At 73.6% G+C, this 25,868-nt stretch carries 26 protein-coding genes; 12 read left to right on the top strand and 14 right to left on the bottom strand.

What is annotated here, in order from left to right; genetic code table 11:
• Positions 1–192 precede the first annotated feature (192 nt).
• The 6 genes from ACZ4VL_RS36190 (at position 193) to ACZ4VL_RS36165 (ending at position 4,273) form a co-directional block, all read left to right on the top strand.
• Complete coding sequence (locus ACZ4VL_RS36190) at positions 193–783, top strand: hypothetical protein (RefSeq protein WP_468208909.1); 591 nt, start codon at positions 193–195, stop codon at positions 781–783.
• Positions 784–978: 195 nt separating this feature from the next.
• Entirely contained in the window at positions 979–1,956 is a 978-nt protein-coding gene (locus ACZ4VL_RS36185; protein ID WP_468208907.1) for a CorA family divalent cation transporter, read from the top strand.
• 97 nt (positions 1,957–2,053) lie between these two features.
• A complete protein-coding gene (locus ACZ4VL_RS36180) occupies positions 2,054–2,671 on the top strand; it encodes a TOPRIM nucleotidyl transferase/hydrolase domain-containing protein (protein WP_468208904.1) in 618 nt (205 codons plus the stop codon).
• A gap of 220 nt (positions 2,672–2,891) precedes the next feature.
• Positions 2,892–3,269: a hypothetical protein gene (locus tag ACZ4VL_RS36175; RefSeq protein WP_468208902.1), complete on the top strand. Its 378-nt coding sequence runs from the start codon at positions 2,892–2,894 to the stop codon at positions 3,267–3,269.
• Between the two features lie 278 nt (positions 3,270–3,547).
• Positions 3,548–4,030: a hypothetical protein gene (locus ACZ4VL_RS36170; RefSeq protein ID WP_468208899.1), complete on the top strand. Its 483-nt coding sequence runs from the start codon at positions 3,548–3,550 to the stop codon at positions 4,028–4,030.
• Positions 4,031–4,087: 57 nt separating this feature from the next.
• The gene (locus ACZ4VL_RS36165) at positions 4,088–4,273 is read left to right on the top strand and encodes a hypothetical protein (protein ID WP_468208897.1); all 186 of its coding nucleotides are present in this window, start codon (positions 4,088–4,090) and stop codon (positions 4,271–4,273) included.
• A 36-nt stretch (positions 4,274–4,309) separates the two neighbouring features.
• Here the strand turns inward: ACZ4VL_RS36165 and ACZ4VL_RS36160 are convergent, their stop codons facing one another.
• On the bottom strand, positions 4,310–4,717 hold the full coding sequence (locus ACZ4VL_RS36160) for a four-helix bundle copper-binding protein (protein WP_468208896.1): 408 nt from the start codon (positions 4,715–4,717) through the stop codon (positions 4,310–4,312).
• A gap of 283 nt (positions 4,718–5,000) precedes the next feature.
• Between ACZ4VL_RS36160 and ACZ4VL_RS36155 the strand changes: the two genes are divergently transcribed.
• Positions 5,001–5,879, top strand: coding sequence for a hypothetical protein (locus ACZ4VL_RS36155; RefSeq protein ID WP_468208893.1), 879 nt, complete (start codon positions 5,001–5,003; stop codon positions 5,877–5,879).
• Positions 5,880–5,930: 51 nt separating this feature from the next.
• Here ACZ4VL_RS36155 and ACZ4VL_RS36150 read toward each other — a convergent pair whose 3' ends face one another.
• The 3 genes from ACZ4VL_RS36150 to ACZ4VL_RS36140 form a co-directional block, all read right to left on the bottom strand.
• Positions 5,931–7,907 (bottom strand): potassium channel family protein, encoded by a 1,977-nt coding sequence (locus ACZ4VL_RS36150; protein WP_468208891.1) that lies wholly within the window; start codon positions 7,905–7,907, stop codon positions 5,931–5,933.
• A 322-nt stretch (positions 7,908–8,229) separates the two neighbouring features.
• Positions 8,230–9,696, bottom strand: a complete 1,467-nt coding sequence (locus ACZ4VL_RS36145; RefSeq protein WP_468208888.1) for a multicopper oxidase family protein — start codon at positions 9,694–9,696, stop codon at positions 8,230–8,232.
• Between the two features lie 207 nt (positions 9,697–9,903).
• Positions 9,904–11,019 carry a glutamate--cysteine ligase gene (locus ACZ4VL_RS36140; RefSeq protein WP_468208885.1) on the bottom strand — a complete coding sequence of 372 codons (1,116 nt, stop codon included), beginning with the start codon at positions 11,017–11,019 and terminating at the stop codon, positions 9,904–9,906.
• 176 nt (positions 11,020–11,195) lie between these two features.
• Between ACZ4VL_RS36140 and ACZ4VL_RS36135 the strand changes: the two genes are divergently transcribed.
• On the top strand, positions 11,196–11,594 hold the full coding sequence (locus tag ACZ4VL_RS36135) for a hypothetical protein (protein WP_468208882.1): 399 nt from the start codon (positions 11,196–11,198) through the stop codon (positions 11,592–11,594).
• Between the two features lie 7 nt (positions 11,595–11,601).
• On the opposite strand, the gene ACZ4VL_RS36130 is transcribed toward ACZ4VL_RS36135, so the two are convergent.
• The 4 genes from ACZ4VL_RS36130 to ACZ4VL_RS36115 form a co-directional block, all read right to left on the bottom strand.
• Positions 11,602–12,105 (bottom strand): metallophosphoesterase family protein, encoded by a 504-nt coding sequence (locus tag ACZ4VL_RS36130; RefSeq protein WP_468208879.1) that lies wholly within the window; start codon positions 12,103–12,105, stop codon positions 11,602–11,604.
• 33 nt (positions 12,106–12,138) lie between these two features.
• On the bottom strand, positions 12,139–12,621 hold the full coding sequence (locus ACZ4VL_RS36125) for an MSMEG_6728 family protein (RefSeq protein WP_468208876.1): 483 nt from the start codon (positions 12,619–12,621) through the stop codon (positions 12,139–12,141).
• Between the two features lie 31 nt (positions 12,622–12,652).
• Positions 12,653–13,294, bottom strand: coding sequence for a hypothetical protein (locus ACZ4VL_RS36120; RefSeq protein ID WP_468208873.1), 642 nt, complete (start codon positions 13,292–13,294; stop codon positions 12,653–12,655).
• Between the two features lie 70 nt (positions 13,295–13,364).
• Positions 13,365–14,249 (bottom strand): MBL fold metallo-hydrolase, encoded by an 885-nt coding sequence (locus tag ACZ4VL_RS36115; protein WP_468208870.1) that lies wholly within the window; start codon positions 14,247–14,249, stop codon positions 13,365–13,367.
• Positions 14,250–14,383: 134 nt separating this feature from the next.
• Between ACZ4VL_RS36115 and ACZ4VL_RS36110 the strand changes: the two genes are divergently transcribed.
• Positions 14,384–14,812: a MarR family winged helix-turn-helix transcriptional regulator gene (locus ACZ4VL_RS36110; RefSeq protein WP_468208867.1), complete on the top strand. Its 429-nt coding sequence runs from the start codon at positions 14,384–14,386 to the stop codon at positions 14,810–14,812.
• 12 nt (positions 14,813–14,824) lie between these two features.
• On the opposite strand, the gene ACZ4VL_RS36105 is transcribed toward ACZ4VL_RS36110, so the two are convergent.
• The 6 genes from ACZ4VL_RS36105 to ACZ4VL_RS36080 form a co-directional block, all read right to left on the bottom strand.
• Positions 14,825–15,850 (bottom strand): RNA ligase family protein, encoded by a 1,026-nt coding sequence (locus ACZ4VL_RS36105; protein WP_468208865.1) that lies wholly within the window; start codon positions 15,848–15,850, stop codon positions 14,825–14,827.
• Positions 15,843–16,844 carry an MBL fold metallo-hydrolase gene (locus tag ACZ4VL_RS36100; RefSeq protein WP_468208862.1) on the bottom strand — a complete coding sequence of 334 codons (1,002 nt, stop codon included), beginning with the start codon at positions 16,842–16,844 and terminating at the stop codon, positions 15,843–15,845. The genes ACZ4VL_RS36105 and ACZ4VL_RS36100 overlap by 8 nt, the downstream gene beginning before the upstream one ends.
• Positions 16,845–17,057: 213 nt before the next feature.
• A complete protein-coding gene (locus tag ACZ4VL_RS36095; protein ID WP_468208859.1) occupies positions 17,058–18,335 on the bottom strand; it encodes a serine hydrolase domain-containing protein in 1,278 nt (425 codons plus the stop codon).
• Between the two features lie 431 nt (positions 18,336–18,766).
• Entirely contained in the window at positions 18,767–19,279 is a 513-nt protein-coding gene (locus ACZ4VL_RS36090) for an EF-hand domain-containing protein (protein WP_468208856.1), read from the bottom strand.
• 164 nt (positions 19,280–19,443) lie between these two features.
• The gene (locus ACZ4VL_RS36085; protein ID WP_468208853.1) at positions 19,444–20,094 is read right to left on the bottom strand and encodes a class I SAM-dependent methyltransferase; all 651 of its coding nucleotides are present in this window, start codon (positions 20,092–20,094) and stop codon (positions 19,444–19,446) included.
• A 73-nt stretch (positions 20,095–20,167) separates the two neighbouring features.
• Positions 20,168–21,574 carry a short-chain fatty acyl-CoA regulator family protein gene (locus ACZ4VL_RS36080; RefSeq protein ID WP_468208851.1) on the bottom strand — a complete coding sequence of 469 codons (1,407 nt, stop codon included), beginning with the start codon at positions 21,572–21,574 and terminating at the stop codon, positions 20,168–20,170.
• 378 nt (positions 21,575–21,952) lie between these two features.
• Between ACZ4VL_RS36080 and aceA the strand changes: the two genes are divergently transcribed.
• The 3 genes from aceA to ACZ4VL_RS36065 are packed head-to-tail and all read left to right on the top strand — an operon-like array spanning position 21,953 to position 25,737.
• Entirely contained in the window at positions 21,953–23,242 is a 1,290-nt protein-coding gene (gene aceA, locus ACZ4VL_RS36075) for an isocitrate lyase (RefSeq protein ID WP_468208848.1), read from the top strand.
• Between the two features lie 36 nt (positions 23,243–23,278).
• Positions 23,279–24,868 (top strand): malate synthase A, encoded by a 1,590-nt coding sequence (gene aceB, locus ACZ4VL_RS36070; RefSeq protein ID WP_468208845.1) that lies wholly within the window; start codon positions 23,279–23,281, stop codon positions 24,866–24,868.
• Positions 24,865–25,737 (top strand): 3-hydroxybutyryl-CoA dehydrogenase, encoded by an 873-nt coding sequence (locus tag ACZ4VL_RS36065; protein WP_468208842.1) that lies wholly within the window; start codon positions 24,865–24,867, stop codon positions 25,735–25,737. Before aceB ends, ACZ4VL_RS36065 begins: the two co-directional genes overlap by 4 nt.
• Positions 25,738–25,868 lie beyond the last annotated feature (131 nt).

Genomic DNA, 25,868 nt, shown 5'->3' with positions numbered 1-25,868 from the left:
CCCCCCCCCCCGCCAAACCCCCCCCCCCCCCCCCCCCCCCCCCCCCCCCCCCCCCCCCCCCCCCCCCCCCCCGCTGCGCTGTGCGCGCTTCAACTTCCCCTTCTGTCATCGAGTTTCACGACTCGGTGGAACCACCTGACAGCCGCGCCCGCGCATGGGACTTTGGTGGCGCAGCTACGACGGAAGGACCACATGCCGAAGTACGCCAGCAGCGACGAAGAAGCGGACAAGGACCTCAGGGCCTACTGCGACTCGATCGGGTTCGACCCGGAGTGGATCGTCCAGAGCCAGTGGGAAGCGACGATCAGGATCGCCCGCAACGAGGAATACGGCATCGCCGAAGCCCACAACACCATCGACAAGGACAAGGAACGGATCTTCAAGGTGGGTGCGCGCGAAGCGCGCAAGCAGAAGCTCGACGCCGACGCCAGCGGCCTGCTCGCCGCCCTGAAGAAGCACTACTCCCTCAAGGACACCCTCGTCCCCGGCATCCTCCGGCAGTGCGCCGAAGCCTACGTGGGCGGAGGGCGCGTCAACCTGGGCCTCGGCGGCTCCCCGCTCGACCCCGGCGCGTACGAGGAACTGCGCGAGGAGTGGCGGGCGGCGGCGAAGCTCGCCGCGGGCGGGGTCTTCACCGAGTTCGTCAGCCACGCCGCGCAGGACAAGGCGGCCCTCGGCAAAGGCAACGTGGGCCACACCCTGGCCAAGCGCGGCGTACAGGGCAACCTGCTGGTCAAGATCGCCGGAGTGCGCTTCAACATGCACGTCGACATCGACGAGTGACCGGCCCGGCCGGCGCGGTCCGCAGCAGCACGGCCGTGCCGGCCCGGCGGCGTGCCCGTCCGCGGGCCCACCTCACCTGTTCGAGGTGCGTTGTCGTGCGAACGCGTCACTGCGTTTGCGCCGCGTCGTCGCGCGGACAGGCTGGAAGCCGACGCAGCGGACGGCAGACGGCGAGGGGCGATGATCGTATCGGTGATGTCCATGCCGGGCGGCACCATGACGCGTACCCATCCGTCCGAGGCACGCAAGCGGCTCGCGACGTCCCCGTTCCTGCTCGTGGACGTGGCACTGCCCGAGAGGCCCTCGTCCTCGGAGCAGCCGCTCGTCCGTCTGCTGGGGTTGGGGATCGGGGGACTGGACTGGCTCGGCCGGGAGGGCGAGTCCGCCCGGGCCGAGTTCCTCGGGGACGCCGCCGTGTTCGTCCTGCCCGCGGTCGAGGCGGGCGAGGTCGTCCACGTCCACGTCGTGGCGACCGAGAGGTACCTGCTGACGGTGCACCGGGGCGCGACCGGGCTGATGGCGAGCTTCACCGGCCGGTTCCCGCGCGAGCGCCCCCCGGACGCGGTGGCCCTGCTGTTCCTCCTGCTCGACGAGGCCCTGGAGACCTACCGCCGGTCCGCCGTCCAGGGTCTGCTGACCGCGGAGGACCTGGAGGACGAGATGTTCCGCAAGAGGCAGCCCGAGCAGATCTACCGCCTGTCACAGCTGCGACGCTACGCGGCCCTCCTGCACCACACGCTCCTCCCCTACACGCAGGTGGCGGAGGAGACGATCTCCCGCCGCATGATGAGTTCGAGCTTCCCGCAGGCGCGGCAGCGGCTCGCGCGCGAGTACCAGCGCACGGCGCGCTTGACGCTCACCGACATCGAGTCGTTCCAGGAATCGGCCCGGCGCGCCTTCGCCAGCTATTCCTCCTTGGTGTCCGGTGACCAGAACGGCGTGATCAACCGCCTGGCGATCGTGTCGACGATCTTCTTGCCGCTGACCTTCGTGACGGGGTTCTTCGGCATGAACTTCGCCTACCTGACGAGCGAACTGGAGAGCAGGGCGGTGTTCTGGCTGCTCGCCGTGGGGTTGCAGGTGCTCTTCCTGCTGGCCGCGCTCTACGTGCTGCACCGGACCGGACTGTGGCGCAGGCTCCAGGACGAGGACGCCCACCTCGACGACCACTAGCCGGACGGTCAGGGACCGCGCCGCAGTGCGCCCCGGACGCCGACCCCCGCAGGAAAATCCCTGGCCCGGCCGTCGGAAAAGGCCGAGACTCCGTCCCATGACTGATATGGCACCGTTCCGGAAGGCCGTCACGGCGTGGGCGGCCGGTGGGACCGGCGACCGGGCGCGCGAGCTGGCCGCCCGGCTGCCCGTCCGGACGGTCGTCCTGCTGGAAGGGCCCAGCGACGTCGCAGCGGTCGACGCACTGGCGGCGCGCCTCGGCCGGGACCCGGCCGCCGAGGGGGTCTGCGTACTGCCGATGGGGGGTGCGATGAACGTCGGACGCTTCGCCGGGGTGCTCGGACCGTCCGGTCTGGGCCTGCGCCTGACCGGACTGTGCGACGAGCGCGAGCGCGGTTACTACGCGCGCGGCTGGGAGCGCGCCGGCGCGGCACCGGCAGGGTTCTTCGTCTGTGCGGCGGATCTGGAGGACGAGCTGATCCGCGCGCTGGGCGTGACACGGGTGGAGGAGCTGATCGGGGCGGAGGGGGACCTGCGCGCCCTGCAGACCTTCCGGCGCCAGCCGGCCCAGCAGGGCCGCGCCCCGGAGCAGCAGCTACGGCGGTTCCTCGGCACCAAGAAGGGACGCAAGATCAGCTACGGGCGGGTGCTCGTCGACGCGCTCCCCCTCGACCGCGTCCCCGCCCCGCTCGAAGGCCTCCTCGCCCACCTGTGACCGCGGGGCCGTGGGGGCCCCTGCCGCGTGCCGTCCCGGCCCCGTGCCGTCTCCTGCCGCGTGTCGTCCCCGCCCCGTGCCCTCCGGGCCAGGCGGGTGACGTTCGGTACCGGTTGGCCGATGCGGGTCGGCTGTCGGGTCGCGCGCCGGGACGGGTCGGAGACGGTGGTGAGACCGTCCGCGGCCCGCTGTGGGCCGCCGTCGCCAGGAGTGTGAGTCAATGCGCCGTTCCGTTCCCGTCCTGCTCGCCGCCGTCGCCCTGACCGGGTCGGCCGCCGTTCCCGCCGCCGCGGCGGATCCGACGCCGATCACTTCCCCGTATGTCCAGGCGGCCGCGGACGTCACCGCCGCCGGCGTGCTGAAGCGGGCCAAGAACGTCAGCTGGGTGCGCCACGTCAACACCGGCCGCTACTGCGTCCACGTCGACGACCAGGTCAACCTCGCCTTCAGCGTGGTCCAGGTCGAACTGCCCAACTCCAACCGGCGCAGCTTCACCACCGCCCCCAACGCCGTCTGCGGTACCAACGCCGTCACCGTGAACACGTACGACCTCAACGGCACCTACGTCGACAACGCGTTCACGGTCGCCGTGCTGTAGCCCCGGGCCGCCCTCGCGTCGCCCCCGCGTCCCGCCGGTGCGCGCTGGGGAGCCGCCCGGCGGTCACGGTGCACGGGGGCGCACAGGGCAGGTCCGATCCGCCGGCCGTGCGCCCAGCGTGAGCGCAGGGATGCGCGCCGTCCCTCTTTCGTGGTCTCTTGCCGGCGTGCGCTCGGCCGACCGGGTGAAGGCGGCGCCCCGAGTGCTGATCATCCTGGTGGGATCGGGGCCGCCGGTGCCCAGCCAGCCCGGCGGCTCCCGACCAGGAAGGCACTGCGTTGTCCCACGGCCAGCACAACTACGTCCGCGTGATCTGTCCGCCGGCGGCCGCCACCCTCGGCACCGCCGACCACGTACCCGGCGATCGGCGGCTGTCCTCGCTGGGCCCGGGCGAGGTGTTCATGATGGGCGACAACCACAGCCTTCCCGCGATGCCCGAGGATCCCACGCTCGCCGACTACTTCCGGCTGCGCCTCGCCCTCGACCCGTTCACGGTGCGGCACATGCTGCAGAGCGCCCGCCGGGCCCGCGAGCAGGGCATGTGCGAGAAGGTGGTCCTGGCCTGCCTGCTGCACGACATCTCCGTCGCCGGCCTCCTGCGCAGCCACCACGGGCACTGGGGCGCGCAGCTGGTGGAGCCGTACGTCGACGAGGAGGTGGCCTGGGCCATCCGCCAGCACGAGGTGCTGCGGTACTTCCCCGACGACAGCGTGGGCTACGGCTACCCGCAGGCGTACGCGGGCTTCTTCGGCACCGAGTAACAGCCGCCCGCACACACCCGCACGGCCTACCTGGAGGCCCGTCGGCACCGCTGGTACATGTCGGCCCGGATGGTCACGGTCAACGACGTGTACACCTTCGACCCGGACGTCCACATCGAGTTCGACGAGTTCGAGGACGTGGTCGGGCGCCACTTCCGCCAGCCGCCGCAGGGCCTGGGCTTCGACGGCTCCCCCGTCGCCCACATGTGGCGCACCATGATCTGGCCCAACAACTTCCTCTGAGACGGGTCGGCCGCCGGGGCCGGCTGACGGGGCGGGTCAGCCCAGGGCGGTCAGGAGCTCGTTGCAGGCCTGTTCGCAGGAGCGGCAGGCCTCGGCGCACAGCCGGCAGTGCTCGTGCATGTCCGCGTGGGTGGCGCATTCGTCGGCGCAGGCCTTGCAGGCGACCGCACAGGCCTTGAGCAGGGCTGCGGTGACGTCGGCGTCGTACCCGGTGTGGCGGGAGAGCACCGAGGCGGTGGCGTTGCAGATGTCGGCGCAGTCCATGTCGGTGCGGATGCACTTGGTCAGGTCGCCGACCATGCCCTCGGACAGACAGGCGTCGGCGCACGCGGTGCACGCCTGGGCACAGGCCTGGCACGCCTCGATACAGCGGGTGAGCCTGGCCTGGTCGATGCGGCCCAGGTCGGCCGGGTAGGTGGCGAGCATGTCCTCGACGGTGGTCATGACAGGTGCCTCCTTCTTCGAGAGCGGAGGCCGGCTGGCGGGCCACGGCCGCACGCGCGCGTCGGCCCCGTACCTCCAGCGTGCGACCGCGGAGCAGCAGCGGCAAACACGGCGACGCCGGTCACCTCCTACGCGCCGGTCCGCCGGCCGGCCGTCGAGGAGGCCGGGCCCCGAAAGGCTCGGCCCGGCCGGGGCGGCCGGCTTCGCCGTTCGCCCCTCAGGGGCCCGACATGACGGATAAACTCCGATCGATGTGACGGCCCGGTCGAATGGGTGGGGGACCATGGCAGAGGCGCCGAACGACACGTACATCGACCTCTCGGGGCTCGTGCTCACGACGTCCTACCTGCTCCCCTCGGGGAGCCCGATGCAAGCAGTCATCCACGGCGCGAACTTCGCGTTCCCCAAGCCCCTGTGGGTGTCCGTCGGCGCCGGCGGGCCCGAGTACCTCGACGCGAGCCTCCTCTTCGGCCTGCGCCAGCGCGGTCAGCTGGTCCTCGGCGGGGCGGTCACAGGTCCGCCCGTCATCGCCGCGGTGCGCGAGATCGTGCGCGGGGTCCTGGAGGCGCGGATCGCGGCCCAGGCGCGGCCGAACCCCGCGCAGCCGCCCTCCGCCGTGCCGTCGTCCACGTCCGATTCCATGGACGAGGAGGACGGGGGAAGGCCTCGGGGGCGCAGCCGCTGGGAGGACTCCGACGAGGACGAGCCCGCGCCGCAGCAACAGCCGCAACAGCCCGTACGGCAGGTACCCGTCGTGCCGGCAGCGCCGCAGCAGCGCGCCGTGCAGGGCCCCACGGCCGAGGAGATCGGCGCACGGATGGCTCCGGGGCAGCGGTTCGTGACGCCGCGCGGGCGCGCCTGCTCCTTCAGCGACCGGGGTGACAGCGCACTGCGGCACTTCCACGAGTACCAGAGGTCGCGCAAGGAACAGACGGCCGTGTTCTTCTCGAACGTGCGCCGGTACTCCCCGCTGGAGTACTGGGAGACCCTCCTGACCATGTGCGACAGGGCCATCGACCTCTACGCGATGGGGGCCGCCCAGTACGGCCACAACTGCGTCGTCCTGGACGACGGGGGCCGCCCGTGGACGATCGGCCTGGCGCAGGCGGACCGCGGGTACCGGCTGACCCACGCGCACTTCGAGAACTACCAGAACAGCTGACCAGCGCTGACCACCGCGGTCGGAGCGCGAGGACCGGCCGGCCGGGTGGCGTCAGCGGTTGGCGGTCGGAGTACGGCGGCGGCCCAGGAGCTCGGCCAGGCCGGGCCGGGTGGCGGCCATCAGGACGCGGTCCTGTCCGGTGAGGACGCGGTCGGGGTCCAGGTCCCAGATCAGGCCCCCGGCGGCGGTCGGGTCGCCCGCGCGGCGGACCCCGGGCAGGTGCGGGCGGCGCTCCGTGCGGGGTGCGGCGTCCAGTGCGATGACGCGCCAGGCGCCGGGGCGGAAGGACTGCGTGATCGTTCGCCCCTCCAGCTCCGGCAGTCCCGCCACGTCGACGGCGGCGATCAGCAGGACGCGGCGTTCGACGGGGATGGCACCGAGGATCTGCCGTCCCATCATCGCCCCGGCGAAGGCGGGGGCGGCGAGGTGGGTGACGCTGCGGCTGCGGGTGAGCGCCCCCGGGTGCGCCGTGCTCAGGGTGCGGTCGACGGCCTCGGCGAAGTCGTCGTCGTCGAGGCGCAGTACGACGCGCAGGTCGCCCTTGATCGTACGGGCGTGCAGGACCGCCTCCAGGTTGGTGGTGTCCGAGCTGGTCAGCGCGAGCAGGGCGCGGGCCCGGTGGACGCGGGCCGCCTCCAGGACCCCCTCCTCCGTGACGTCCCCCAGGACCACCGGCACGTGCAGGCGGCGGGCGAGCGGCAGCCCGCGGGCCAGGGAGTCCGACTCCAGGCACACCACGGGGACGCCGAGCTCCCTGAGCCGCGCGAGGACCCGCGTCCCGATCTTCCCCAGGCCGACGAGGACGACGTGCCCGGAGAGGTTGCCCGGCGGCCGTCCGAGCCCCGCAGCCGTACGGAACGCGCCCACGGCCTCCAGCACGGCGGCCACGAGGACGGGCAGCAGGAGCATGCCCACGAAACCGCCGAGCACCTGGAGCAGTTGCCGTACGGGCGGTTCCCGGACGGCCGGGTCGTTGAAGGCGAAAATGTCGAGGAGCGTCACGTACGCGGCGTGGAACGGGGAGTCGCCGGTCGTCAGCCACGAAGCCAGCCCGAGCGCCGCCACGGCGACGGCGACCCCGGCCAGCGACCAGTTCAGGCGCGGCGAGAAGAGGGATCCCAAGGAGCCGAGGAGGGCCGCCGCGCCCGGGAGCGGGGAGGGGATGCGCCGGCGGCGCGGCGGCGGGACGACTTCGAGGGCGACGACGGAGCGCCCGCCCGCGTGCGCGGTCTCGTCGTCGTCCGGCAGCAGCCACGGCCCGCGATCCCGGTCGCGGTCCCGGTCGCCGCCCCAGTTCCGGTTCCACGAGCGGGCGGGGCCTTCGCTGCCCTCCGGGCCGTCGGGGTCCACGGAGAGCAGCGCCAGTGTGCACAGGGCGCCGGCGGGCGGGGCGCCGCGCCGGCGGGGCGTGCGCTCCACCGCCCTGAGCAGGATTCCGTCGGCCTGGACGACCTTGCTGGTGCCCGCGACCGCGGTGGCAGCGAAGGCGGGTGCCGCGGTGTCCGCGTCCGACAGGACGGTGGTCGAGGCGTCGAGGCCGGGCAGGTCCGGGGCGGGGGCCGCGACGACGGCCGCCTGGTCGAGCAGTTCGGCCAGGTGCAGCCCGAGCTTGCGGTTGTACAGGCGGATGACCAGGCGGACACGGGGGTTGAGGCGTCGGGCCACCAGGGCCGCCTGCACGTTGCGGTCGTCGTCCTCGTACACGAGGCACAGCGCCGGCGCGCCGCCCACACCCGCAGCGGCCAGGACCGCTTCGTCGGGCTCGGCCGCCTCCACGATCCGCAGTTCGCCCGCCCCGGGCCGCTCCCCCGCAGCCGCGTCCGACGGCCTGGCGAGCGGTACGCGGGAGAGGAGCCCGAGGCCCGGCCCCCGGCCGGAGCCGATGCCGGGGCCGGGGCCGTGGTGGTGCCCCAGCACGCGCTCGGCCTCGCGGGCGGCGGGCACGATCAGGGTGACGGGTTCGCCGTACACGTCGAGGAGCTCCGCGGAGACCCGGTGGGCGAGGCCGTCGTCGCCGCAGACGACCATCCGGCCGGAAGGGGACCCGGGGTGAGGGGGCAACGGGGAGTGACGCGAGGGCCGCACGGCGGGAGCATGCCTCGTAGGGCGGGAGGGCAAGCGTGGGTGAGGGCAGGCGGGAGGGGCCGGAGGGGCGAACGAGTGCGGGGGAGGTGCTCTCCTGCGGTGGCTGCGCGCCGTGACCGGCACCGGCGCACGCTGACCTCCCCGACACGGCGCCGACCACCCCGCACCGCACCGAATCGCCGCGCCGTCGACTCGGATCGACCGGAGCAGGGGCTCGCCGCCGCGGGCGGAGTCCCTGCGGTTCCGGCGAACCCGGCGCGTGCGGCTAGCGCACTCGGAAGTTGGCCATCATGCCCATGGCCGAGTGGTCCAGCAGATGGCAGTGGTAGACGTAGGTGCCCCGGTAGGTGTTGAAGGTGGCGTGCAGTTTCACCGTCTCGCCGGGGAACAGCTGGACCGTGTCCTTCAGTCCCGCCTCGGCGGGCGCGGCCGGGACGCCGCCCCGCTCCAGCACCCGGAACTGGACGAGGTGCATGTGGAAGTTGTGCGGGATCCGCTGGTTGGCGTTGGTCACCGTCCATATCTCGGAGGTCCCGAAGGTGACCGTCTGGTCGATCCGGTCCGGGTCCCACTGCAGCCCGTCGATGAAGCCGCGCGCTTCGGTGCGGCCGTCCTCGTCCATGCTGAGGACGATCTTCCGCTCGACCGCGGGCTTGGGCAGCGCGTCCACCGCGGGCAGGGAGCGCAGCACGTCCGGGATCCGGCTCGGATCGGGTGCGGTACGGACCACGTCGAAGCGGAGCACGTTGCCGGGCTCGGTGGTGCCCGGGCCCGGCATGTTCTGCAGCACGATCTTCGTGCCGACGGGGTAGCGGGAGAAGTCGATGACGACGTCGGCGCGTTCGGCCGGGGACAGCGGGACGGTGTCCGTCGTGAACGGGCGTTCCAGCAGGCCGCCGTCGGAGCCGATCTGCACCATCTGACCGCCGTCGGCGAGCCGCAGCTTGAAGAAGCGGAGGTTCGACGTGTTGAGCAGGCGGAAGCGGTACTTGCGGGCGGCGACCTCCACGTACGGGCTGGGGCGGCCGTTGGCGAGCAGTGTGGTGCGGCCCCGGAAGTCGTCCATCTGGTAGACCAGTTGGCCGTTCTCGTCGAAGCGGGCGTCGCGCAGGGCGATGGGCATCTCGTACTGGCCGGAGGGCAGCGGCAGGGCGCGCTCGGTCTCGTCCGTCAGGAGGTACGTGCCCGACAGGCCGCGGTAGACGTGCTCGGCCTCCATGTGGTGGGCGTGGTCGTGGAACCACAGCGTGGCGTTCGGCTGCTCGTTCGGGTACGTGTACGTGCGCGTCCTGCCCGGGGCGACGGTGTCCATGGGGCCGCCGTCGTTCTCCGGGGTGACGTTGGCGCCGTGCAGGTGCACGGAGATCGGCATGTCCAGGGTGTTGCGGTGGCGTACGGTGACCCGGCGGCCGCTGCGGGCGCGCAGCACCGGACCGGGGAAGTGGCCGTCGTAGGTCAGGACCTTCGTCTGCACGCCGGGCAGGATCTCCCGGGAGACCTCCTTGACGGTGACCCGGTACGCGTCCACCCCGCCCTGCGTGGAGTACGGGGTGAGGACGGGGAGCTGGGGCATCTTCACCGTGAACGGCGGCGGGACGGCCGCCGGACCGGTCTCGTCCGCGGCGGCCCGTGCGGTGCCGGTCTGCAGCACGGGCAGCAGTCCGGCGCCGGTGACCAGGCCAGCGCCCGTCGTGGACAGGGCGCCGACGAGCAGGCGTCTTCTCGTGACCATGGGTGTCCTCCTGGGAAGGATGAGGAAACGCGCCGGCGTCCACGTGTCGAACGCCTGGGCACATGATCCGGAGGTCACGCCGGGCGACTCCCCCCTGATGTCGGAGAATGTCAGGTATCGCCCCGCCCGTCGCCAGCCCGAAGGCTCCGCTTCCGCCGGAGCGGAACGGATGCCGGGGGCGAACGGCGGCCGGCCCTGTGGCCGGCCCTAGGCCCGGTCCGGGACGAGTGCCTCGACGGTGGCGCGGGTGGCCGCCTCCACCACGGCCCGGAGGTCGCCCTCCCTCGCGTACTGCTCCCGTTGCAGCCGCGCCCCGTTGCCCCGCGCGAACAGGTCCGCGATGCCCCGCTGTACGGCCGCCGCGTCACCGCTCTCCTCCAGCGCGTCGCGGACGTGCTCGTACAGGGCCCCCACCACCGTGCGCGCCGACGCCGCCCGCATCGTCACCGGGTGGAGCAGGGGTCCGGCCAGTCCGGCCTGGCCCGCCCGCCAGGAGGCGAGCCGCAGCAGCGCCACCGGAATCCGTGCGGGCGGCTCCCCTTCCGCCCAGCCCCGGGCGGCCGTCTCCACCAGCCCCCGCACCAGGGCCGCGACCAGCACCGTGGTCGTGGTGTGCAGGCAGACGTCCGCCACCCGGACCTCCACCGTCGGGTAGGTCGCCGACAGCCGGGCGTCGAAGTACACCATCGCCCTGTCGCACAGCACGCCGGTGGCCACCATGTCGGCGACCTGCCGGTGGTACCGGTCGGCCGAGCCGAAGACCTCCGTCGGCCCCGCGGACGGCCAGCGGTTCCAGACGCGGCTGCGGTAGCTCGCGTACCCGCTGTCGCATCCCTGCCAGAACGGCGAGTTGGCGCTCACGGCCGTCAGCACCGGCAGCCAGGGCCGGATGCGGTCGATGACGCCGACCCCCTCCTCGTCCGAGTCGACCGCCACGTGCACGTGGCAGCCGCAGGTCAGCTGCTCCTGCGCGGTCAGCCCGAACCGCTCCGCCATCCAGCAGTACCGCTCGCCGGGGCTCGTCGACGGGCTGACGGGAAGCGGGGAGGTCGCCAGCGCGGCGACCGCGGCGCCCGCCGCCGCGGCGTGCCGGGCGGCTTCGGCGCGCCACCGCGCGATCTCCTCGGCGAGCTCGTCCAGGCGGGTCGCGGGGCGGGTGGCGAACTCCACCTGCTCGTTCATGAACTCCTTCTCGAAGGCGCAGTCGGCCCCGTCGCCGGCGTCGTGCGAGGCCATGGCCAGCACGGCGGCCGACAGCGCCAGCGGCGCGCCGCTCTCACTGCTCACCAGCAGGAGCTCCTCCTCCACACCCATGCTGCGCACGTCCACCGCCTTGCTCGTTCCGCACGACCTGGACGGTCCGCGCCTGCCCCGGCAGGACCGTCCCATGCGCCCGCGGGCACCCCGTTCGAGTGGCGCGGCCGTGCGCTGCGGGCCAGGGTGGTGTACGGCCCGCGCCCCACAGGGGCACGGGCGGCACCGTGCAGAAGGAGGCGGACGTGCGCCCGACGACGCCCGGAGTGGCCGCAGCCCTGTGGGCGGCCGTCGTGCTGGCGGCCGTCGTACTGGTGCCGACGGCCCCGGCTGACGCCTCCGCCGGCGCGGACCGGGCCTCCACCGTCGCCGGGGGAACGCCCACGCCGGCGCCCCTCGTGTTCTGCGGAACCGACGCGGCCTCCGGACTCGGGGTGTCGGCCGACCGGGCCGGGTCGTGCGCCGTCGCGCTGGAGGTCGCGGCCGCGTACACGAGGATCGTGCAGCACACCCAGGGCGCACCCGCCGAGGTCCGCACGGCCGGGGCCACCTGGGTCTGCCGGGAGCGGCAGGGCGACCCCGACCCCTACCTGGAGTGCCTCGGCAGGGGCAACAGCGGCGGCCGGGTCACCCTGACCTCCTGATCACGGGTCAGCGGCGCGGCGGTAGCCGGTGCAGGGCGACGTCGTGGAGCGCGCCCTCGGAGACGGTGAGGGTCATGAAGGTGCAGAACGGTTGCCGTCTGCGGTCCGTCGGCGAGCCGGGGTTGAGCAGGCGCAGGCCTCCCGGGGTCGTGGAGTCCCAGGGGATGTGGCTGTGGCCGAACACGAGGACGTCGAGGTCCGGGAAGTGCTCCGCGCAACGGCGCTCCCGCCCGGCGGCGGCGCCGGTCTCGTGCACCACGCCGAACCGCAGCCCCGCCAGCCGGGCGCGGGCCACCTCCGGCAGGCGACGGCGCAGGGCCGGGCCGTCGTTGTTGCCGTACACGCCGATCAGCCGGCGGGCCCTGGATTCCAGCAGGTCGAGGGTGGCCTCGTCGGTCCAGTCGCCGGCGTGGACGACGGCGTCGGCCTCGTCGACAGCGGCCAGGAGGTCGTCCGGGAGGGTCTTCGCGCGGGTGGGGAGGTGCGTGTCGGAGGTCAGCAGCAGCCGCATGACCCCACGGTAGGCCCGGCTGGAGGACCCGGGTCAGCGGCTGGGGGGGCCGGTGCCCCGGTCGGACGACGGCCAGACGTACGGAAGGTCCTCGGGCACTCCGGGGAAGTGGCGCCGGTAGAACTCCGGGGCCTTGCGCAGGAGCGCCGACTGGTGGCTGCGGTGGAACGCGGGGTCGCCCAGCCAGGGCGGAAGCTCTCCGTCCGCCGCGAGGCGGCGCTGGTCGCGCACCTCGGCACGCGCCCGGACGGCGCGGAACCCCGCCATCAGCGAGGCCGCGCAGGAGTCGGCGCGCCCCGCCGCCGTCCACACGCTGCACACGTCCAGGCCGTAGCGCACGAGGGCCTCCTCGTAGCCGGCCCACATCCGTACCGCGGGATGGTGGCGCCAGCCGTATCCGGGCCGTGTGAGGCCCCGGAGGACCTGGAGGGCCTCGACGCGCTGTTTGCCCAGCCGCCGGGGGTCCAGGACGGTGGCGGATTCGAGGAATCCCGGGAACGGGAGGAAGGTCTGCACGCGGTGCGTCTGCCCGCTCGGAAGGTCCCGCTCACGCGGGGCGTTCGACGGTGGTGACGACGCGGACCAGCGCCGGCGTGGCGGGGGCGGAGGCGAAGCCGAAGCGCACCGGCGGGCGGACGGGGGCCGGCGGGCCGAGGTCGGTCCCGTCGAAGGAGGCGGCGGCCGCGGTGATCCACCGCAGGTCGCAGGCCGCGTACCACTGGCGGTGTCCGGGGCGGGAGCTGCCCCGGGTGCGTACGCCGGGCAGCAGGCGGGCCGGGCCGTCGGCCAGGGCGGCCCAGGCCGGCCTGCGGGCGAGCGGCCGGGGTACGGCGCGCAGGGCGAGGCCGAGGGCTCCGCGCCGGCCGACGACGAAGCGGAGGTGCAGGGGGCCCGCGGTGACGTCCCACTCGGGCTCCCGGCGCCGCACGCCCACCGGCACGATCAGGACCTCGTCGAAGTGGTAGATGCCGGCGATGCACTCCGCGGTACGGGCGCCGGGCGCCAGCAGCAGGCGCCGGCCGTCGGCGCGCTCCAGCATCACGTCGCTGAACGGGCCGAAGGGCGACCGGGGCCAGTGACCGACGACCACACGGGTGCCGGACCCCGTCCCGACGGCGGCGATCCAGCCGTCGAACGTCAGCCGTTCACGTCCCACTCCCGGCCCGTACCCCGCCCGCGGCGGACCCATGCAGTCCCCCGCGGGGGCGGACCCGGCCTCCCCGCGGGGGCGGCCCCGGACCGGTGGCCCGGAGGCCGGGTCAGGCGTCCACGGGCTGCCAGGCCGGGGCCTGCCCGTCCTGCCGTACGCGTCCGAACACCACGTCGGCGAAGTGCACGCCGAAACCGATCGTGTCGGGCTCTGCCAGTTCTGCGACCAGGCGCCGGCGGTGGTCGGCGGTCCGGGCGCCGTCGTGGTCGAAGCCCGAGGACCATCCGGGGTGGTCGATCTGGACCGGCGAGTGCACGGCGTCGCCGAAGGCGATCAGGCGCCGTCCGCCGCCTGAGATGACGTACTCGGCGTGGCCGACGGTGTGGCCGGGGGTGATCCGCACGTGTACGCCGGGGAAGACCTCCTGCCCGTCCGTGACCGTTCGCACGCGCGGTGCGAGCGCCGCGACCTGCTCGGCCATGCCCTGGGCCTCGAGGAGGTCGCGCCCGGCCCACTCCTGTTCGGAGACGAGGTAGTCGGCGTGGGCGAGCAGGGGCCGGTCACCGCCCGGGGCCGGGTGGCAGGCCCAGCCGAGGTGGTCTGCGTGGAGGTGGGTGAAGGCCACCGCTTCGATGTCCTCGGGGCGGCGGCCGAGTTCGGCGAGGCCCTGCGGGAGGGCGCCTCCGTGGATCACGGCGAGGGGGCCGTCGGGGGCTTCGTGCCGCTGCGGTCCGAAGCCCGCGTCGATCAGCAGCGCGCGGTCGCCGTGTTCCACGAGCAGACCGCCCACGCTCCCGACGAGGTGGCCGGTGGCGTCCAGGTACTCCGGGTGCGCGGCCCAGACCTCGTCGGTGGTGTCCCGGAGCAGCTGCAGCGGCCGGAGCCGCACGTCGCCGTCCGGGACGTACGACACCTTCGTGTCGCCCAGCCGTATCGAGCGGATTCCCGCCGACCGGCTCAGTCGTCCGTCCTGAGTCATCGTCAAGTCGGCCATGGCCACTCCTTCGTGAGCTGTCGTGAGGGCGCCGCGGGGTGCTCGGCCGCGGCGGCGACGCCCACCATAAGCATCAAGCTCGAATCATTCAAGCTAGAAATGTTTTTGCTTGATGGACTTGGTAGGCTGGTGGCATGACGACGCCCCCGGATCCGCAGGTCATCGCGGAGCGACAGCTGTGCGGTCTGGTGAACGGACTGGCCCAGCGGATCGCCGAACACGTACGGGAGCGCGCCGCCGCCCTGGGGCTCACCGCCTCCCAGGCGACCGCGCTGCGGGAGATGAGCGGGCCGATGACCATGCGGGAACTCGCCGAGCGCATGAGCTGCGAGCCCTCCAACACCACCTTCGTCGTCGACAAGCTGGAGAAGCAGGACCTGGTCGAGCGCCGGCCGCACCCCACCGACCGCCGCGCGAAGCACCTCGTCCTCACCCCCGAGGGCACCGCACTGCGCGAACGCCTCCTCGCTCTCCTCGCCGTCGACTCCCCGCTGTCCGGCCTCAGCCAGCAGGAGCAGCGCGTCCTCCACGCCCTCCTGGAACAGGCCGTCACCGGCCCGTGAGTCAGTCCCGCGTCAGGCGCGGGTGCGGCGGTCCGCGGCGTCGAAGTGGGCGAGGGACACGGCGCCGGGGAGCAGGGCCTGCTGCAGGGCGGGGGCCAGGGGGCCGTCGAGGCCGCCCAGGGCCTCGGCCAGCTCTTCCACCACGTCGCGGGCGGTCTCGGCGGCGATCTCCTCGGGCCGGGTGCGGGGACCCAGCTTGCTGACGGCGGCCGCCGCCCGGGCCGGGGTGAGCAGCGCGGTGGCCCGGCCGAGGAGCCAGGCGGGCACGCCGGCGGCGCCTTCGGCGGGCGGCAGGTACGGGCGGGAACCGTCGAAGCGGTCGTCCTCGGCGAAGGCGGGGTGCTTGGACTTGGCCACCGGGCGGGGGGCGACCCCCTGGCCGTCCGCGGCCGGCCACTGCCCGGCGGGCTTGAGGACGAGCCCCTCGGCAAGGTTGTCGGGCAGTTCGGGCAGGCCGAGCAGGGCCGGCACCCGGGTCGCGAACACCGGCGTGCGTTCCCGGACCTGGGCGAGGGTCCCGTGTGCGACGAGCGGGGCGCAGTGCAGGCCCGCGGCGTCCGCGGCCCGGCGCAGCACCCGGTCGGCGACCCAGCGGATGCCGTCGCCGGTGTCGATGGTGGCGTCGAAGGGCAGCCAGATCAGGTGCGGGGCGTACCAGACGCCGGTCTGGACCGGCTCGGTGGCCGGGGCGGGAGCCACGTCCGGGTGCGGGTAGCGGCCGCCCGCCAGTTCCCCGTAGACGGTGACCGGTGCCGAGTCGTCCGCGCCGTGGTGGCGGCGCAGCGCGGTGGCGCAGCGCTCCGCGGCGACGGCCAGGGCGGGCCAGATCCGGCCGACGCCGAAGAAGTCGTCGAGCCCGCTCTCGCCGAGCAGTTCGCGGCGCTTGGCGGGGCGCACTCCGGCGGGGTCGCAGACGACCGCGAAGTTCGCGCCGTGGACCTTCTCCAGCGCGACCCAGTGCCCGGCCGCCCGCGCCTCGCCCAGCCGGGCGCGGGAGGGGATCTTCGGGTACGGGGACCAGGCGGCGTCGTCAGGCATGCGGGCCCCCGGGCTGGTGCTGTTCGGGCAGGCGGCTGTCCGGGTGCGCCCACAGCAGGACGTTGTCGGGCCGCTTCTCTCGGAAGAAGGCGAGGACGTCCTGGTCCGAGTGGCGCAGGCTGAAGTGGGTGAGGACGAAGAGGGTGTCCGGGTGGGCCTCGACGACGGGTTCGAGCCGGCTCCAGACGGTGTGTCCGACCCGGTCGGCCCGTTCGAGCTCGGCGTCGTCGAGGTAGGTGCACTCGGTGATGACGACCGGGTACTCGAAGAGCCACGGGTTGTCCTCGAAGACGCTGACGTGGGTGTCGCCGAGGAAGGCGAACAGCGGCCTGAGCACCTCCCGTTCGACCTCGACGCCCTCCGCGCGGAGCCGGGCCAGCGTACGGCCGAACTCCGCGCCCCGGCCCTGTGCGGCGAGGGAGCGGCGCAGCTCCTCGTACTCGGGGAGCAGCGCCTTGCGGCGCTCGGAGAACGCGTAGCCCACGCAGGGCACCTTGTGCACGCACTCCACCACCCGCACGTGGTGCCCGCGGCGCCCGAAGGTGAACGCGTCGCCGCCGCGGACCCCGTGCAGCCGGCAGTGCGCGGCGAGGGCCGGGTCGTAGGCGGTTCCGTGGTTCAGTTCGGCGGAGGCCCGCAGGAAGGCCTCCGCGTAGGGCAGCGCGGCCGCCGGCAGGTGGATGTCGACGCCTCCGGGCCGGGCGGCGAGGTGGTCGAGGTCCTTGGCGTGGTCGTGGTGGGTGTGGGTGAGGAAGACGGTCTCCGGCCGGTGGCCTTCCGCGAGTCCGGCGTCGAGCGCACAGCGGAGTTCGGGGATGTGGAAGAACGTCTTGTCGTTGGCGCGGGAGTATCCGGTGAGCGTGAGCCCGGTACCGGGTATGCGCCAGGTCTTCCACTGGCGGAACGGGTGCCCCTGCTCCAGCCGGTCGGGGTGGGCGGGCGCGGGCACGGGCACGGAGGCGGGGCCGGTCGGCCGCGCGGGGGCCTGTGTCATCGGTGCCTCCGTCGCGCCGCCGTGATCTGTCGGGTGAGGGCCCGATCGTAACGGGCGGCGTGCCGCGGCGGCCCGTCCTTTTCCGCGCGGGCGCCGGCCGACGGGGCGGCGGCGGGACGCTCCCGGGGGCACCGCTCCCCCACCCCTGCGGGGGAGCGGTGCGCCGTCCGGGCAGCGCGCCGTGCGGACTGCCCGGGTGTGTGCGGGTGCCGGTCAGCGGTTCTCGGGGAGGTCGGCTTCGGCCTGAAGGGTGGCGGAGAAGCCGCGCTGGGCGGCGGACGGGGCCGACTGCGCAGCCGGGCCCGCGGGCGCGGGCTTCTTTCCGCAGAAGGCCGCTTCGAGGGTCCCGCCGAGGGCCGTGTTGGCGGCCCCGCGGTTGGACGTGTTCGCCATGGCGCTGAGGCTGCGCTTCCCGTCGCGGGTGGTGAACGCGTAGGTGTAGAAGCCCTGCACGGTGCCGGTGTGCCCGTAGACCGAGGTGCCGCAGCTGAGGTCGTAGCGGCGCAGGCCCAGGCCGTAGAAGCGGGTGTTCGTGGCGTCGGTGGGCGACGCGGCGAGCATGGCGTCCAGCATGTCCGCGCGCAGCAGCCGGCCACCGAGCAGGGCGGACATGAAGGTGGACAGGTCGGCCTCGGTCGAGATCATCGCGCCGGCGGACTGGGCCCACGAGACGGTCTGCTCGGTCGAGTCGACGAGCGGCGCGCCCTCTTCGTCCGGGTGCAGGTAGCCGTGGGCGTGGGGACCCTTGATGGCCGTGGAGGGGTGGACGTACGAGGTGTTCTTGAGCTTCAGGGGCTTGATGATGCGCTGCTCGTAGGCCTCGGCGACCGGCTGTCCGGTGGCCTTCTCGATGAGCATGCCGACCACGACGAAGTTGGTGTTCGAGTACTGGTACGAAGCGCCCGGCTCGGCCGTCCGGGGCTCGCGCAGCGAGAGGTCGACGAGCTCCTGATAGGTGAAGACCCGGTTGCGGACGGACTCGAAGCCGGGGACGGTCTGGGCGAACATGGCGTTCGTGTAGTCCGACAACCCACTGCGGTGGCTGAGGAGGTGGCGCACCGTGATCCGGCCGTCGGGCAGCAGGCCCGGCAGGTAGGTGTTGACCGGGTCGTCCAGGCGGATCTTGCCCTCCGCGACGAGCTGGAGCAGCACGACGGAGGAGAAGGTCTTGGTGACGCTGCCGACGCGGAAGCGGGAGGCGGGGTCCATGGCGGCGCCCGTGGTCCGGTCCTGCACCCCCTCGGTGACGTTGCGGACCCCGTCGGGTCCGGAGTAGCGGGCCATGGCGCCGGGCGCTCCGGCCGTAAGGGTGTTGCGCAGTGCTCGCGTGATCCCGTCCAGGTCGGGGGCCACCGGGGCGGGGGCGGGCGTCGTCGCGGGGCGGGCGGGGGTGGGCGGGGCGGCCACGGCGGCGGACGCCGTGGGTACCGTCATCGCGATCGCGAGCACGGTGGCACCGAGGGTGAGGCGTCGGTCGATGGTCAGGCGCACGGTTCTCCTCAACTGGTTCACAATGGAGGCCCGTTCGCAGATCGGCGGGCCCCCGGACGCTGAGCCTACTCAAGATCGACAGTGGGTACGGCAGCCGGTGCGGTCGCTGCGACCTCAGCCGAGGCGGCCGACGTCCGAGCGAGCGCTCCGGCCGGCCTCGCCGGGACGGAAGGAGGAAGCGCGCCGCCCTTCTTCGTACGTCGGGCAACTCGCAGGGGCGCTGCACACGGCTGCCGAAACTCCTCGGCCATGCCGGGCGGCGCGGCCGACGACGGAGCCACCCCGACCATCGCGGTCCAGCGACCGTCGGGGCAGCGGCGGCCCCCCTGGTGCAACGCGGGTCCGAGCTCCCGCGCACGTACACCAACGGCACCGCGCCCGGCGCAGCGCCGTGCGGTCCGGTGGTCGGTTCTACAGGGCGGTGTCCGCGGTCAGCCGGGGGCCTGCGCGTGGAGAGCGCGCGCCATGGGTGACGACCCTTCGGTGACGAAGGAACGGATCTGTGCCAGGTAGGCTTCGCGGTCGATACGGCCGTCACGGTCCTCGTCCAGCGCGTCGAAGGCAGCACGGGCGTTGTCGACGGGGTTGCCCAGGGCGTGGCGCAGCCGGGTGAACTCCGCCCGGTCAAGGTGTCCGTCGCCGTCGGCGTCGGCCAGGTCGAACAGCGATCCCAGAGCCGGCCTGCACACCTCGTCGAAGGCCTCCCCACCCGCCCACGCCTCGTACTCCGCGAAGGTCACCCGTCCGTCCCGGTTCGCGTCCATCGACGCGAACACCCGGTCGTGCGCGGTACGCGCCAAGGACAGGAGCGGGTCGTCGCCAGCCCGGCCCAGTGCCCCGGCGGCGCGCTCCGGCCGGGCGAGGTACTCCTGCCGGGAGATGACCCCGTCGCCGTCGACGTCCAGCATCGAGAAGATGTGCCGCTTGGCCGTGATGGTGTCCACCCGGACCCTCGTTCCTGCGCGAAACCGAAGAAGCAGCGGGCACCGCTCCCACCCCGGAAACGATCACCCCGGCACGAGGTCACCACCGCTGCTGCACGGAAGGGCCAGGTCAACCCCGAGGAGTACAGCGGGCAGGCGGGGCTTCGACCCGGATCTCCTCAGCCCTAGACCCGTGCGATCAGCGCGTAGCGTTCGTCGGCGACCGGACCGCCCCACAGCAGGGGGTTGTCGCTGAGGTGCTCGACGCGCAGATCTGCCACCAGCGGGCGGACGGCGTCGGTGAGGTCTTCCGCGCTCACGCCGCCGTTCCAGGGCAGGATCTCCGCCCCGGTCACGTACGGGGTGGACTGGCCGGCCTGTCGCCAGCGCCCCTCGACCAGGATCAGCGTTCCCCCCGGACGAAGCCGCGCGACCCACCCGCGCAGTGCGGCGACGGGGTCGGGCAGGGTCCACACCAAGTGCCGGGACAGGACCACGTCGAAGGTGGCCCCGCCCGTCGGCGGGGCCGTGGCGTCGCCCACCAGGAAACGTGCTCGAAGACCCGATGCGGCCAGCTTGGCACGGGCATGAGCGACCATCTTCGGAGCGAGGTCGACACCGGTGACCCGGTGACCCGCCTCGGCCAGCAGACGGGACAGCGAGCCGGTACCGCAGCCCACGTCAAGGACGTCGGCCGCGGTCTCCGGCATCCAGGAGGACACACAGGTCACCCATGCCTCGCGGGTCACCGCCTGGCGCAGCCCGTGATCCGGCTCCTCGTCGAATCCGTCGGCGGCGGCGTCCCAGTACGTCCTGATGGCAGCAGAGTTGGTCATGGGGTGGATCCTGCCACCCGCTGAGACGTGTGAGTGCTCACGAGCGCCCGGGGTCACGGCGGGGTCCGGCCGTTCAGCCGGGTTCGGGGGCGACGGGGTAGGGCACGAAGGTGCTGCTGTTCTCGTCGACCGCCAGGGTGCGGCCGAGCGGTGGGACGGCGCGCTGGGGGCAGTCGAGGCGTTCGCAGAGCCGGCAGCCCATGCCGATGGGGATCGCGGCGGCCGCGTTGTCCAGGTCGAGGCCGTCGGAGTAGACGAGCCGGGAGGCGTGGCGGATCTCGCATCCGAGTCCGATGGCGAAGGTCTTGCCGGGTTCGCCCCAGCCGCCGCGGTGGCGGGTGACCGCCCGGGCCGTCCACAGGTGGCGCTGCCCGTCCGGCATGGAGGCGACCTGGACGTGGATGCGTCCCGGGGCGGCGAACGCCTCGTACACGTTCCACAGCGGGCAGGTGCCGCCCGCCCGGGAGAAGTGGAAGCCGGTCGCGGACTGCCTCTTGGACATGTTCCCCGCCCGGTCCACCCGGACGAAGGAGAACGGAACCCCGCGCAGCCTGGGGCGTTGCAGTGTGCTGAGGCGGTGGCAGACGGTCTCGTAGCTGAGGCCGAAGTGGTCGCTGAGCCGTTCGATGTCGTAGCGGAACTCCTCCGCGGCGGTGTGGAAGGCCCGGTACGGGAGGATCAGGGCGGCGGCGAAGTAGTTCGCGATGCCGATCCGGGCGAGGCCGTGCGCCGGGGTGCCGGGCGGGAGGTCCTCGGCGGCCAGCCGGCCCAACTCGTCCCCGTACTCCAGCAGGGCGAGCTGGGTGGCCATGCGGAACGCCTGCTGGCCGGGGCGGAGCCGGCCGGAGAGGTGCAGGACGCGCGCCCGCTCGTCGAAGTGGTGCAGCCGCTCCGCGCCGCCCGCCAGGCGGACCCCGTGGCGGTCGGCGAGCCGTGCCGAGAGCACGCGCACGACGTCCCCGGGGCGGATCCCGATCTCACGGGCGAGGTCCTCCGAGGCGAGGTCGGCGTCGTGGAGGTAGTTCTGCCGGCGGTAGAAGAACTCGCGGATCTCCTCGTGCGGCGAGCGCGGCCCGGCGGGCGGTCCCGCGTCCCTGCCGTCGGCCGTCCCGGCGAGCCGTTCGGCGAGGAGCTGGCTGCGCCGGCCCAGGTCCAGCAGGACCGCGGCGACGGTCGGCATGCGGGTGGCGAGTTCGGCGAGGTCGGAAGGGGAGACCCGGGCCTCGGCGACCTCGCCCGCGAGCGCCTCGCGCAGGTCGGCGACGAGCCGGCTGGTGTCCCGCTCGGAGAAGAAGCCCGGGTCGACCCCGAAGGTCTCGGTCAGCCGCAGCAGGACCGGCACGGTCAGGGGGCGGGAGTCGTGCTCCATCTGGTTGAGGTAGCTGGGCGAGATGCCGAGGACCCGGGCCAACTCGGCCTGGCTCATCCGGCGCTCCTCGCGCAGCCGCCGCAGCCGCGCACCCGCGTACGTCTTGCCCACCCGCACTCCCCCGCCCCTCGGTCGGTCCCAGCGTACGCGCGTTCTTCGCGTCGCCAACGTTTGCAAGCTTGGCAAAAGGGCCTCAGAAGATTCGCAGAACTTGGCAGACGTCCCCCGTTGATGGCACTGCGTGCCGCTGTCAGAGTCTGTTCTGCGGCCCGCCGGACCCCGGCGGCCGAGGGGGACGGTCCGGGCACGATCAATGCCCTGACGTCGGAGATCCTGACAGTCCTCGTCGGTGCGCCCGGCACGATTGCTCCGTTCCGCCTCAGGTGGGACCGGCGGCCGCACCCATATTCACGGCACACAGTGCCAACACCCCGTCATTCGTTGGCGGAACGTTGGCAGATCAAGCGACCCAGGGAGACGGTGGCGGTCATGGCAGAGGCGAAGACGACCACGGCGGCGGCGAAGCAGCTGGAGGAGCGGTGGGCGACCGACCCGCGCTGGGCGGGCATCGAGCGCACCTACACGGCCGAGGAGGTCGTCCGCCTGTCGGGCAGCGTCCGCGAGGAGCACACCCTGGCCCGGCGCGGCGCCGAACGGCTGTGGCGGCAACTCCACGAGCTGGACTACGTCCACGCCCTCGGCGCGCTGACCGGCGGCCAGGCCGTCCAGCAGGTCCGGGCCGGCCTCCAGGCGATCTACCTCTCGGGCTGGCAGGTCGCGGCCGACGCGAACCAGGCCGGCCACACCTACCCCGACCAGAGCCTCTACCCGGTCAACTCCGTGCCGCAGGTGGTGCGCCGGATCAACAACGCGCTGCTGCGCGCCGACCAGATCGCCACCGCCGAGGGCGGGAGCGACACGACCGACTGGCTGGCCCCGATCGTCGCCGACGCCGAGGCCGGATTCGGCGGCCCGCTCAACGCCTTCGAGCTGACCAAGGCGATGGTCGCGGCCGGCGCGGCCGGCATCCACTACGAGGACCAGCTCGCCTCGGAGAAGAAGTGCGGCCACCTCGGCGGCAAGGTCCTCGTCCCCACCTCCCAGCACGTCCGCACCCTCAACGCGGCCCGGCTCGCCGCCGACATCGCCGACGTCCCGACCCTGGTCATCGCCCGCACCGACGCCCTCGCCGCGAACCTCCTCACCAGCGACGTCGACGAGCGCGACGCGCAGTTCACGACCGGGGAGCGCACGGCGGAGGGCTTCCACCGGGTGCGCGGCGGCATGGCCCCGGTCATCGCCCGCGGCCTGGCCTACGCCCCGTACGCCGACCTGCTCTGGGTCGAGACCGGCACCCCGGACCTGGGGCAGGCCCGCGAGTTCGCCGAGGCGGTCCACGCCGAGTTCCCGGACCAGATGCTCGCCTACAACTGCTCGCCCTCCTTCAACTGGAAGGCCGCCCTGGACGACGACCAGATCGCCAAGTTCCAGCGCGAACTCGGCGCCATGGGCTACAAGTTCCAGTTCATCACCCTGGCCGGCTTCCACTCCCTCAACCACGGCATGTTCGACCTCGCCCGCGGCTACGCCGAGCACGGCATGACGGCCTACGTCGACCTCCAGGAACGGGAGTTCGCCGCCCAGCAGCACGGCTTCACCGCCGTCCGGCACCAGCGGGAGGTCGGCACCGGCTACTTCGACCTGGTCTCCACCGCCGTCAACCCGGAGTCCTCGACCACCGCGCTCGCCGGCTCCACCGAGGAGGAGCAGTTCCACTAGGCCACCCGCCCCGCTCCGCCCCCGTCAGGAGACCGCATGTCCACCACCGCAACCACGCACCGGGTCCGGGTCCTCGCGGCGCCGGGCGGCCGCCACGACGAGGTCCTCACCCCGGAGGCGCTCGACTTCGTCGGCGCCCTCGACGCGGCCTTCGCACACCGCCGCGAGGAGGTCCTCAAGGAACGCCGCCGCCTGACGGGCCGCCTGGCCACGGGCACGCCGCTCGACTTCCCCGTCGCCACGTCCGCGGTCCGCGCGGACCCGGGCTGGCGGGTCGCCCCGCCGGCCCCGGGCCTGGAAGACCGCCGGGTCGAGATCACCGGCCCGCCGGACCGGCGGACGGCCGTCCACGCGCTCCACTCCGGAGCCCGCGTGTGGACGGCGGACTTCGCCGACGCCACCGCCCCCACCTGGGACAACGTCATCGGTGGCCAGCTGAACCTGCTCGACGCCTGTCGGCGGCGCATCGACCCGCCCACGCCCGGGGGCAGGGAGCACCGCCTCGTCGCGCGGCCCGCGACCCTCATGGTGCGGCCCCGCGGCTGGCACCTCGCCGAGGAGCACCTGAGGGTCGAGGGGCGTGCCCCGTCCGCCTCGCTGGTCGACTTCGGGCTGTACTTCTTCCACTGCGCCCGACGGCAGATCGACGCCGGCTCCGGACCGTACTTCTCCCTCCCCCAGCTGGAGAACCGCTACGAGGCCAGACTCTGGAACGACGTGTTCCGGCTCGCCCAGGACCTCCTCGGCGTCCCCCGCGGCACGGTCCGCGCCACCGTCCCCATCGAGACGGTCACCGCCGCGTTCGAGATGGAGGAGATCCTCCACGAACTGCGCGAGCACAGCGCGGGCCTGACCGCCGGCCGCTGGGACTACCTGTTCAGCATCATCAGGACCTTCGGCCACCGCACGGACTTCCAGCTGCCGGACCGCGCCGCGATCACCATGACCGCCCCTTTCCTGCGGGCCTACACCGAGCTGCTGGTGCGCACCTGCCACCGGCGCGGCGCCCACGCCATCGGCGCCACGGCCGCCCACCTGCCGGGCAGGGACCCGGCGGCCGAGCAGGCCGCCCTGGCCAGGGTGCGCCTGGACGAGGAACGCGAGGCCGAGGACGGGTTCGACGGCTCCCGGGTCGCCCATCCGGGCCTGGTCCCGGTCTGCCGCGAGGTCTTCGACGGGGTGCTGGGCGACCGCCCCCACCAGCTCGACCGCACCCGCGAGGACGTCGCCGTCGCCGCCGCCGACCTCCTCGCGGTCCGCCGCACCAGCGGCCCTCCGACCCGGGAGGGCGTCCGCGCCAACGTCGCCGTCGCCCTGCGCTACGTCGAGGCCTGGCTGCGCGGCCAGGGGGCCGTGGCCCTCCACGGCCGGCTGGAGGACGCCTCGACCGCGGAGGTCGCCCGGACCCAGCTCTGGCAGTGGCTGCGCCACCGCTGCGTCGACCGCGACGCCGTACTCGCCGTCCTCGACGCGCAGTGCGCGGCACTCGCCGCGGAACGGCCCGGCGCCTTGGTCCCGCAGGCCCGGGCGGTGCTGGAGCGCACCGCACTCGGGCGTGACCTGCCGGCCTTCTTCACCTCCGATGCCTACAGCCGTCACCTGGTCCGGACGGAGGTGCGGTCGTGAGCGCCGTCGTCAGCAGGGTCGGGGTGGTCGGCGGTGGGCAGATGGGTGCCGGAATCGCCGAGGTCTGCGCCCGGGCCGGGCTGGACACCGTCGTCTGCGAAGCCGGCGACGCCGCGGCCCGGGCGGCCCGCGAACGCGTGGCCGTCTCCCTCGAACGCGCCGTCCAGCGGGGCAAGACCGACCGGATCTCCGCCGAGCACGCCCTCACCCGGCTCGTCTTCTCCGGCAGCCTCGACGACCTCGCCGACCGGCAGCTCGTCATCGAGGCCGTCACCGAGGACGCGGAGGTCAAGACCGCGACCTTCGCCGCCCTCGACAAGATCGTCGCCGATCCGGAGGCGATCCTCGCCACCAACACCTCCTCCCTGCCCGTCATGCGCCTGGCCATGGCCACCGGCCGCGCCGACCGGGTCGTCGGGCTGCACTTCTTCAACCCCGTCCCCGTCCTGCCGCTGGTGGAGGTCGTCACCTCGCTGCACACGGCCCGGGAGACCGTGGAGACGGTGGAGGCGTTCGCCCGCGAGACGCTGGGCAAAACGGTGATCCGGTCGCAGGACCGGGCCGGTTTCGTCGTCAACGCCCTCCTGGTCCCCTACCTGCTTTCGGCCGTTCGCATGGCCGAATCCGGCTTCGCCACCGCCGCCGACGTCGACGCCGGTATGGAGCTGGGCTGCGCCCACCCCATGGGACCGCTCAGACTGGCCGACCTGATCGGACTCGACACCGTCGCCGCCATTGCGGAAGCCCTCTACGACGAGTTCAAGGAACCCCTCTACGCCCCGCCGCCGCTGCTCCAGCGGATGGTGCAGGCGGGCCTGCTGGGCCGCAAGTCCGGCCGCGGGTTCCACACGTACGACCGGGACCGATGAGGGGCCCGGTGGGGCCGCCGGGCTGAGGGGCCCGGCCGCGCGGGTGCGGGGGGGGGGGGGGGGGGGGGGGGGGGGGCAACCCACCCCTCGCTCCCACCCCCACTCCTCTCCGTCACCTCTCCTCCCCCCGC

The sequence above is a fragment of the Streptomyces sp. NPDC029014 genome, assembly GCF_055564695.1.
The sequence above is the reverse complement of the archived record's forward strand: the minus strand, read 5'-3'. Positions and strand labels throughout refer to the sequence as shown.

What these genes read in the sequence shown, in the direction of transcription:
- aceA (WP_468208848.1), top strand. Translation starts at nt 21,953, where the DNA reads ATGGCAGAGGCGAAGACGACCACGGCGGCGGCGAAGCAGCTGGAGGAG.
- ACZ4VL_RS36105 (WP_468208865.1), bottom strand. Translation starts at nt 15,850, where the DNA reads ATGCCTGACGACGCCGCCTGGTCCCCGTACCCGAAGATCCCCTCCCGC.
- ACZ4VL_RS36180 (WP_468208904.1), top strand. Translation starts at nt 2,054, where the DNA reads ATGACTGATATGGCACCGTTCCGGAAGGCCGTCACGGCGTGGGCGGCC.
- ACZ4VL_RS36160 (WP_468208896.1), bottom strand. Translation starts at nt 4,717, where the DNA reads ATGACCACCGTCGAGGACATGCTCGCCACCTACCCGGCCGACCTGGGC.
- ACZ4VL_RS36150 (WP_468208891.1), bottom strand. Translation starts at nt 7,907, where the DNA reads ATGGTCGTCTGCGGCGACGACGGCCTCGCCCACCGGGTCTCCGCGGAG.
- ACZ4VL_RS36175 (WP_468208902.1), top strand. Translation starts at nt 2,892, where the DNA reads ATGCGCCGTTCCGTTCCCGTCCTGCTCGCCGCCGTCGCCCTGACCGGG.
- ACZ4VL_RS36185 (WP_468208907.1), top strand. Translation starts at nt 979, where the DNA reads ATGTCCATGCCGGGCGGCACCATGACGCGTACCCATCCGTCCGAGGCA.
- ACZ4VL_RS36145 (WP_468208888.1), bottom strand. Translation starts at nt 9,696, where the DNA reads ATGGTCACGAGAAGACGCCTGCTCGTCGGCGCCCTGTCCACGACGGGC.
- ACZ4VL_RS36165 (WP_468208897.1), top strand. Translation starts at nt 4,088, where the DNA reads ATGTCGGCCCGGATGGTCACGGTCAACGACGTGTACACCTTCGACCCG.
- ACZ4VL_RS36130 (WP_468208879.1), bottom strand. Translation starts at nt 12,105, where the DNA reads ATGCGGCTGCTGCTGACCTCCGACACGCACCTCCCCACCCGCGCGAAG.
- ACZ4VL_RS36190 (WP_468208909.1), top strand. Translation starts at nt 193, where the DNA reads ATGCCGAAGTACGCCAGCAGCGACGAAGAAGCGGACAAGGACCTCAGG.
- ACZ4VL_RS36155 (WP_468208893.1), top strand. Translation starts at nt 5,001, where the DNA reads ATGGCAGAGGCGCCGAACGACACGTACATCGACCTCTCGGGGCTCGTG.
- ACZ4VL_RS36110 (WP_468208867.1), top strand. Translation starts at nt 14,384, where the DNA reads ATGACGACGCCCCCGGATCCGCAGGTCATCGCGGAGCGACAGCTGTGC.
- ACZ4VL_RS36115 (WP_468208870.1), bottom strand. Translation starts at nt 14,249, where the DNA reads ATGGCCGACTTGACGATGACTCAGGACGGACGACTGAGCCGGTCGGCG.
- ACZ4VL_RS36085 (WP_468208853.1), bottom strand. Translation starts at nt 20,094, where the DNA reads ATGACCAACTCTGCTGCCATCAGGACGTACTGGGACGCCGCCGCCGAC.
- aceB (WP_468208845.1), top strand. Translation starts at nt 23,279, where the DNA reads ATGTCCACCACCGCAACCACGCACCGGGTCCGGGTCCTCGCGGCGCCG.
- ACZ4VL_RS36100 (WP_468208862.1), bottom strand. Translation starts at nt 16,844, where the DNA reads ATGACACAGGCCCCCGCGCGGCCGACCGGCCCCGCCTCCGTGCCCGTG.
- ACZ4VL_RS36120 (WP_468208873.1), bottom strand. Translation starts at nt 13,294, where the DNA reads ATGGGTCCGCCGCGGGCGGGGTACGGGCCGGGAGTGGGACGTGAACGG.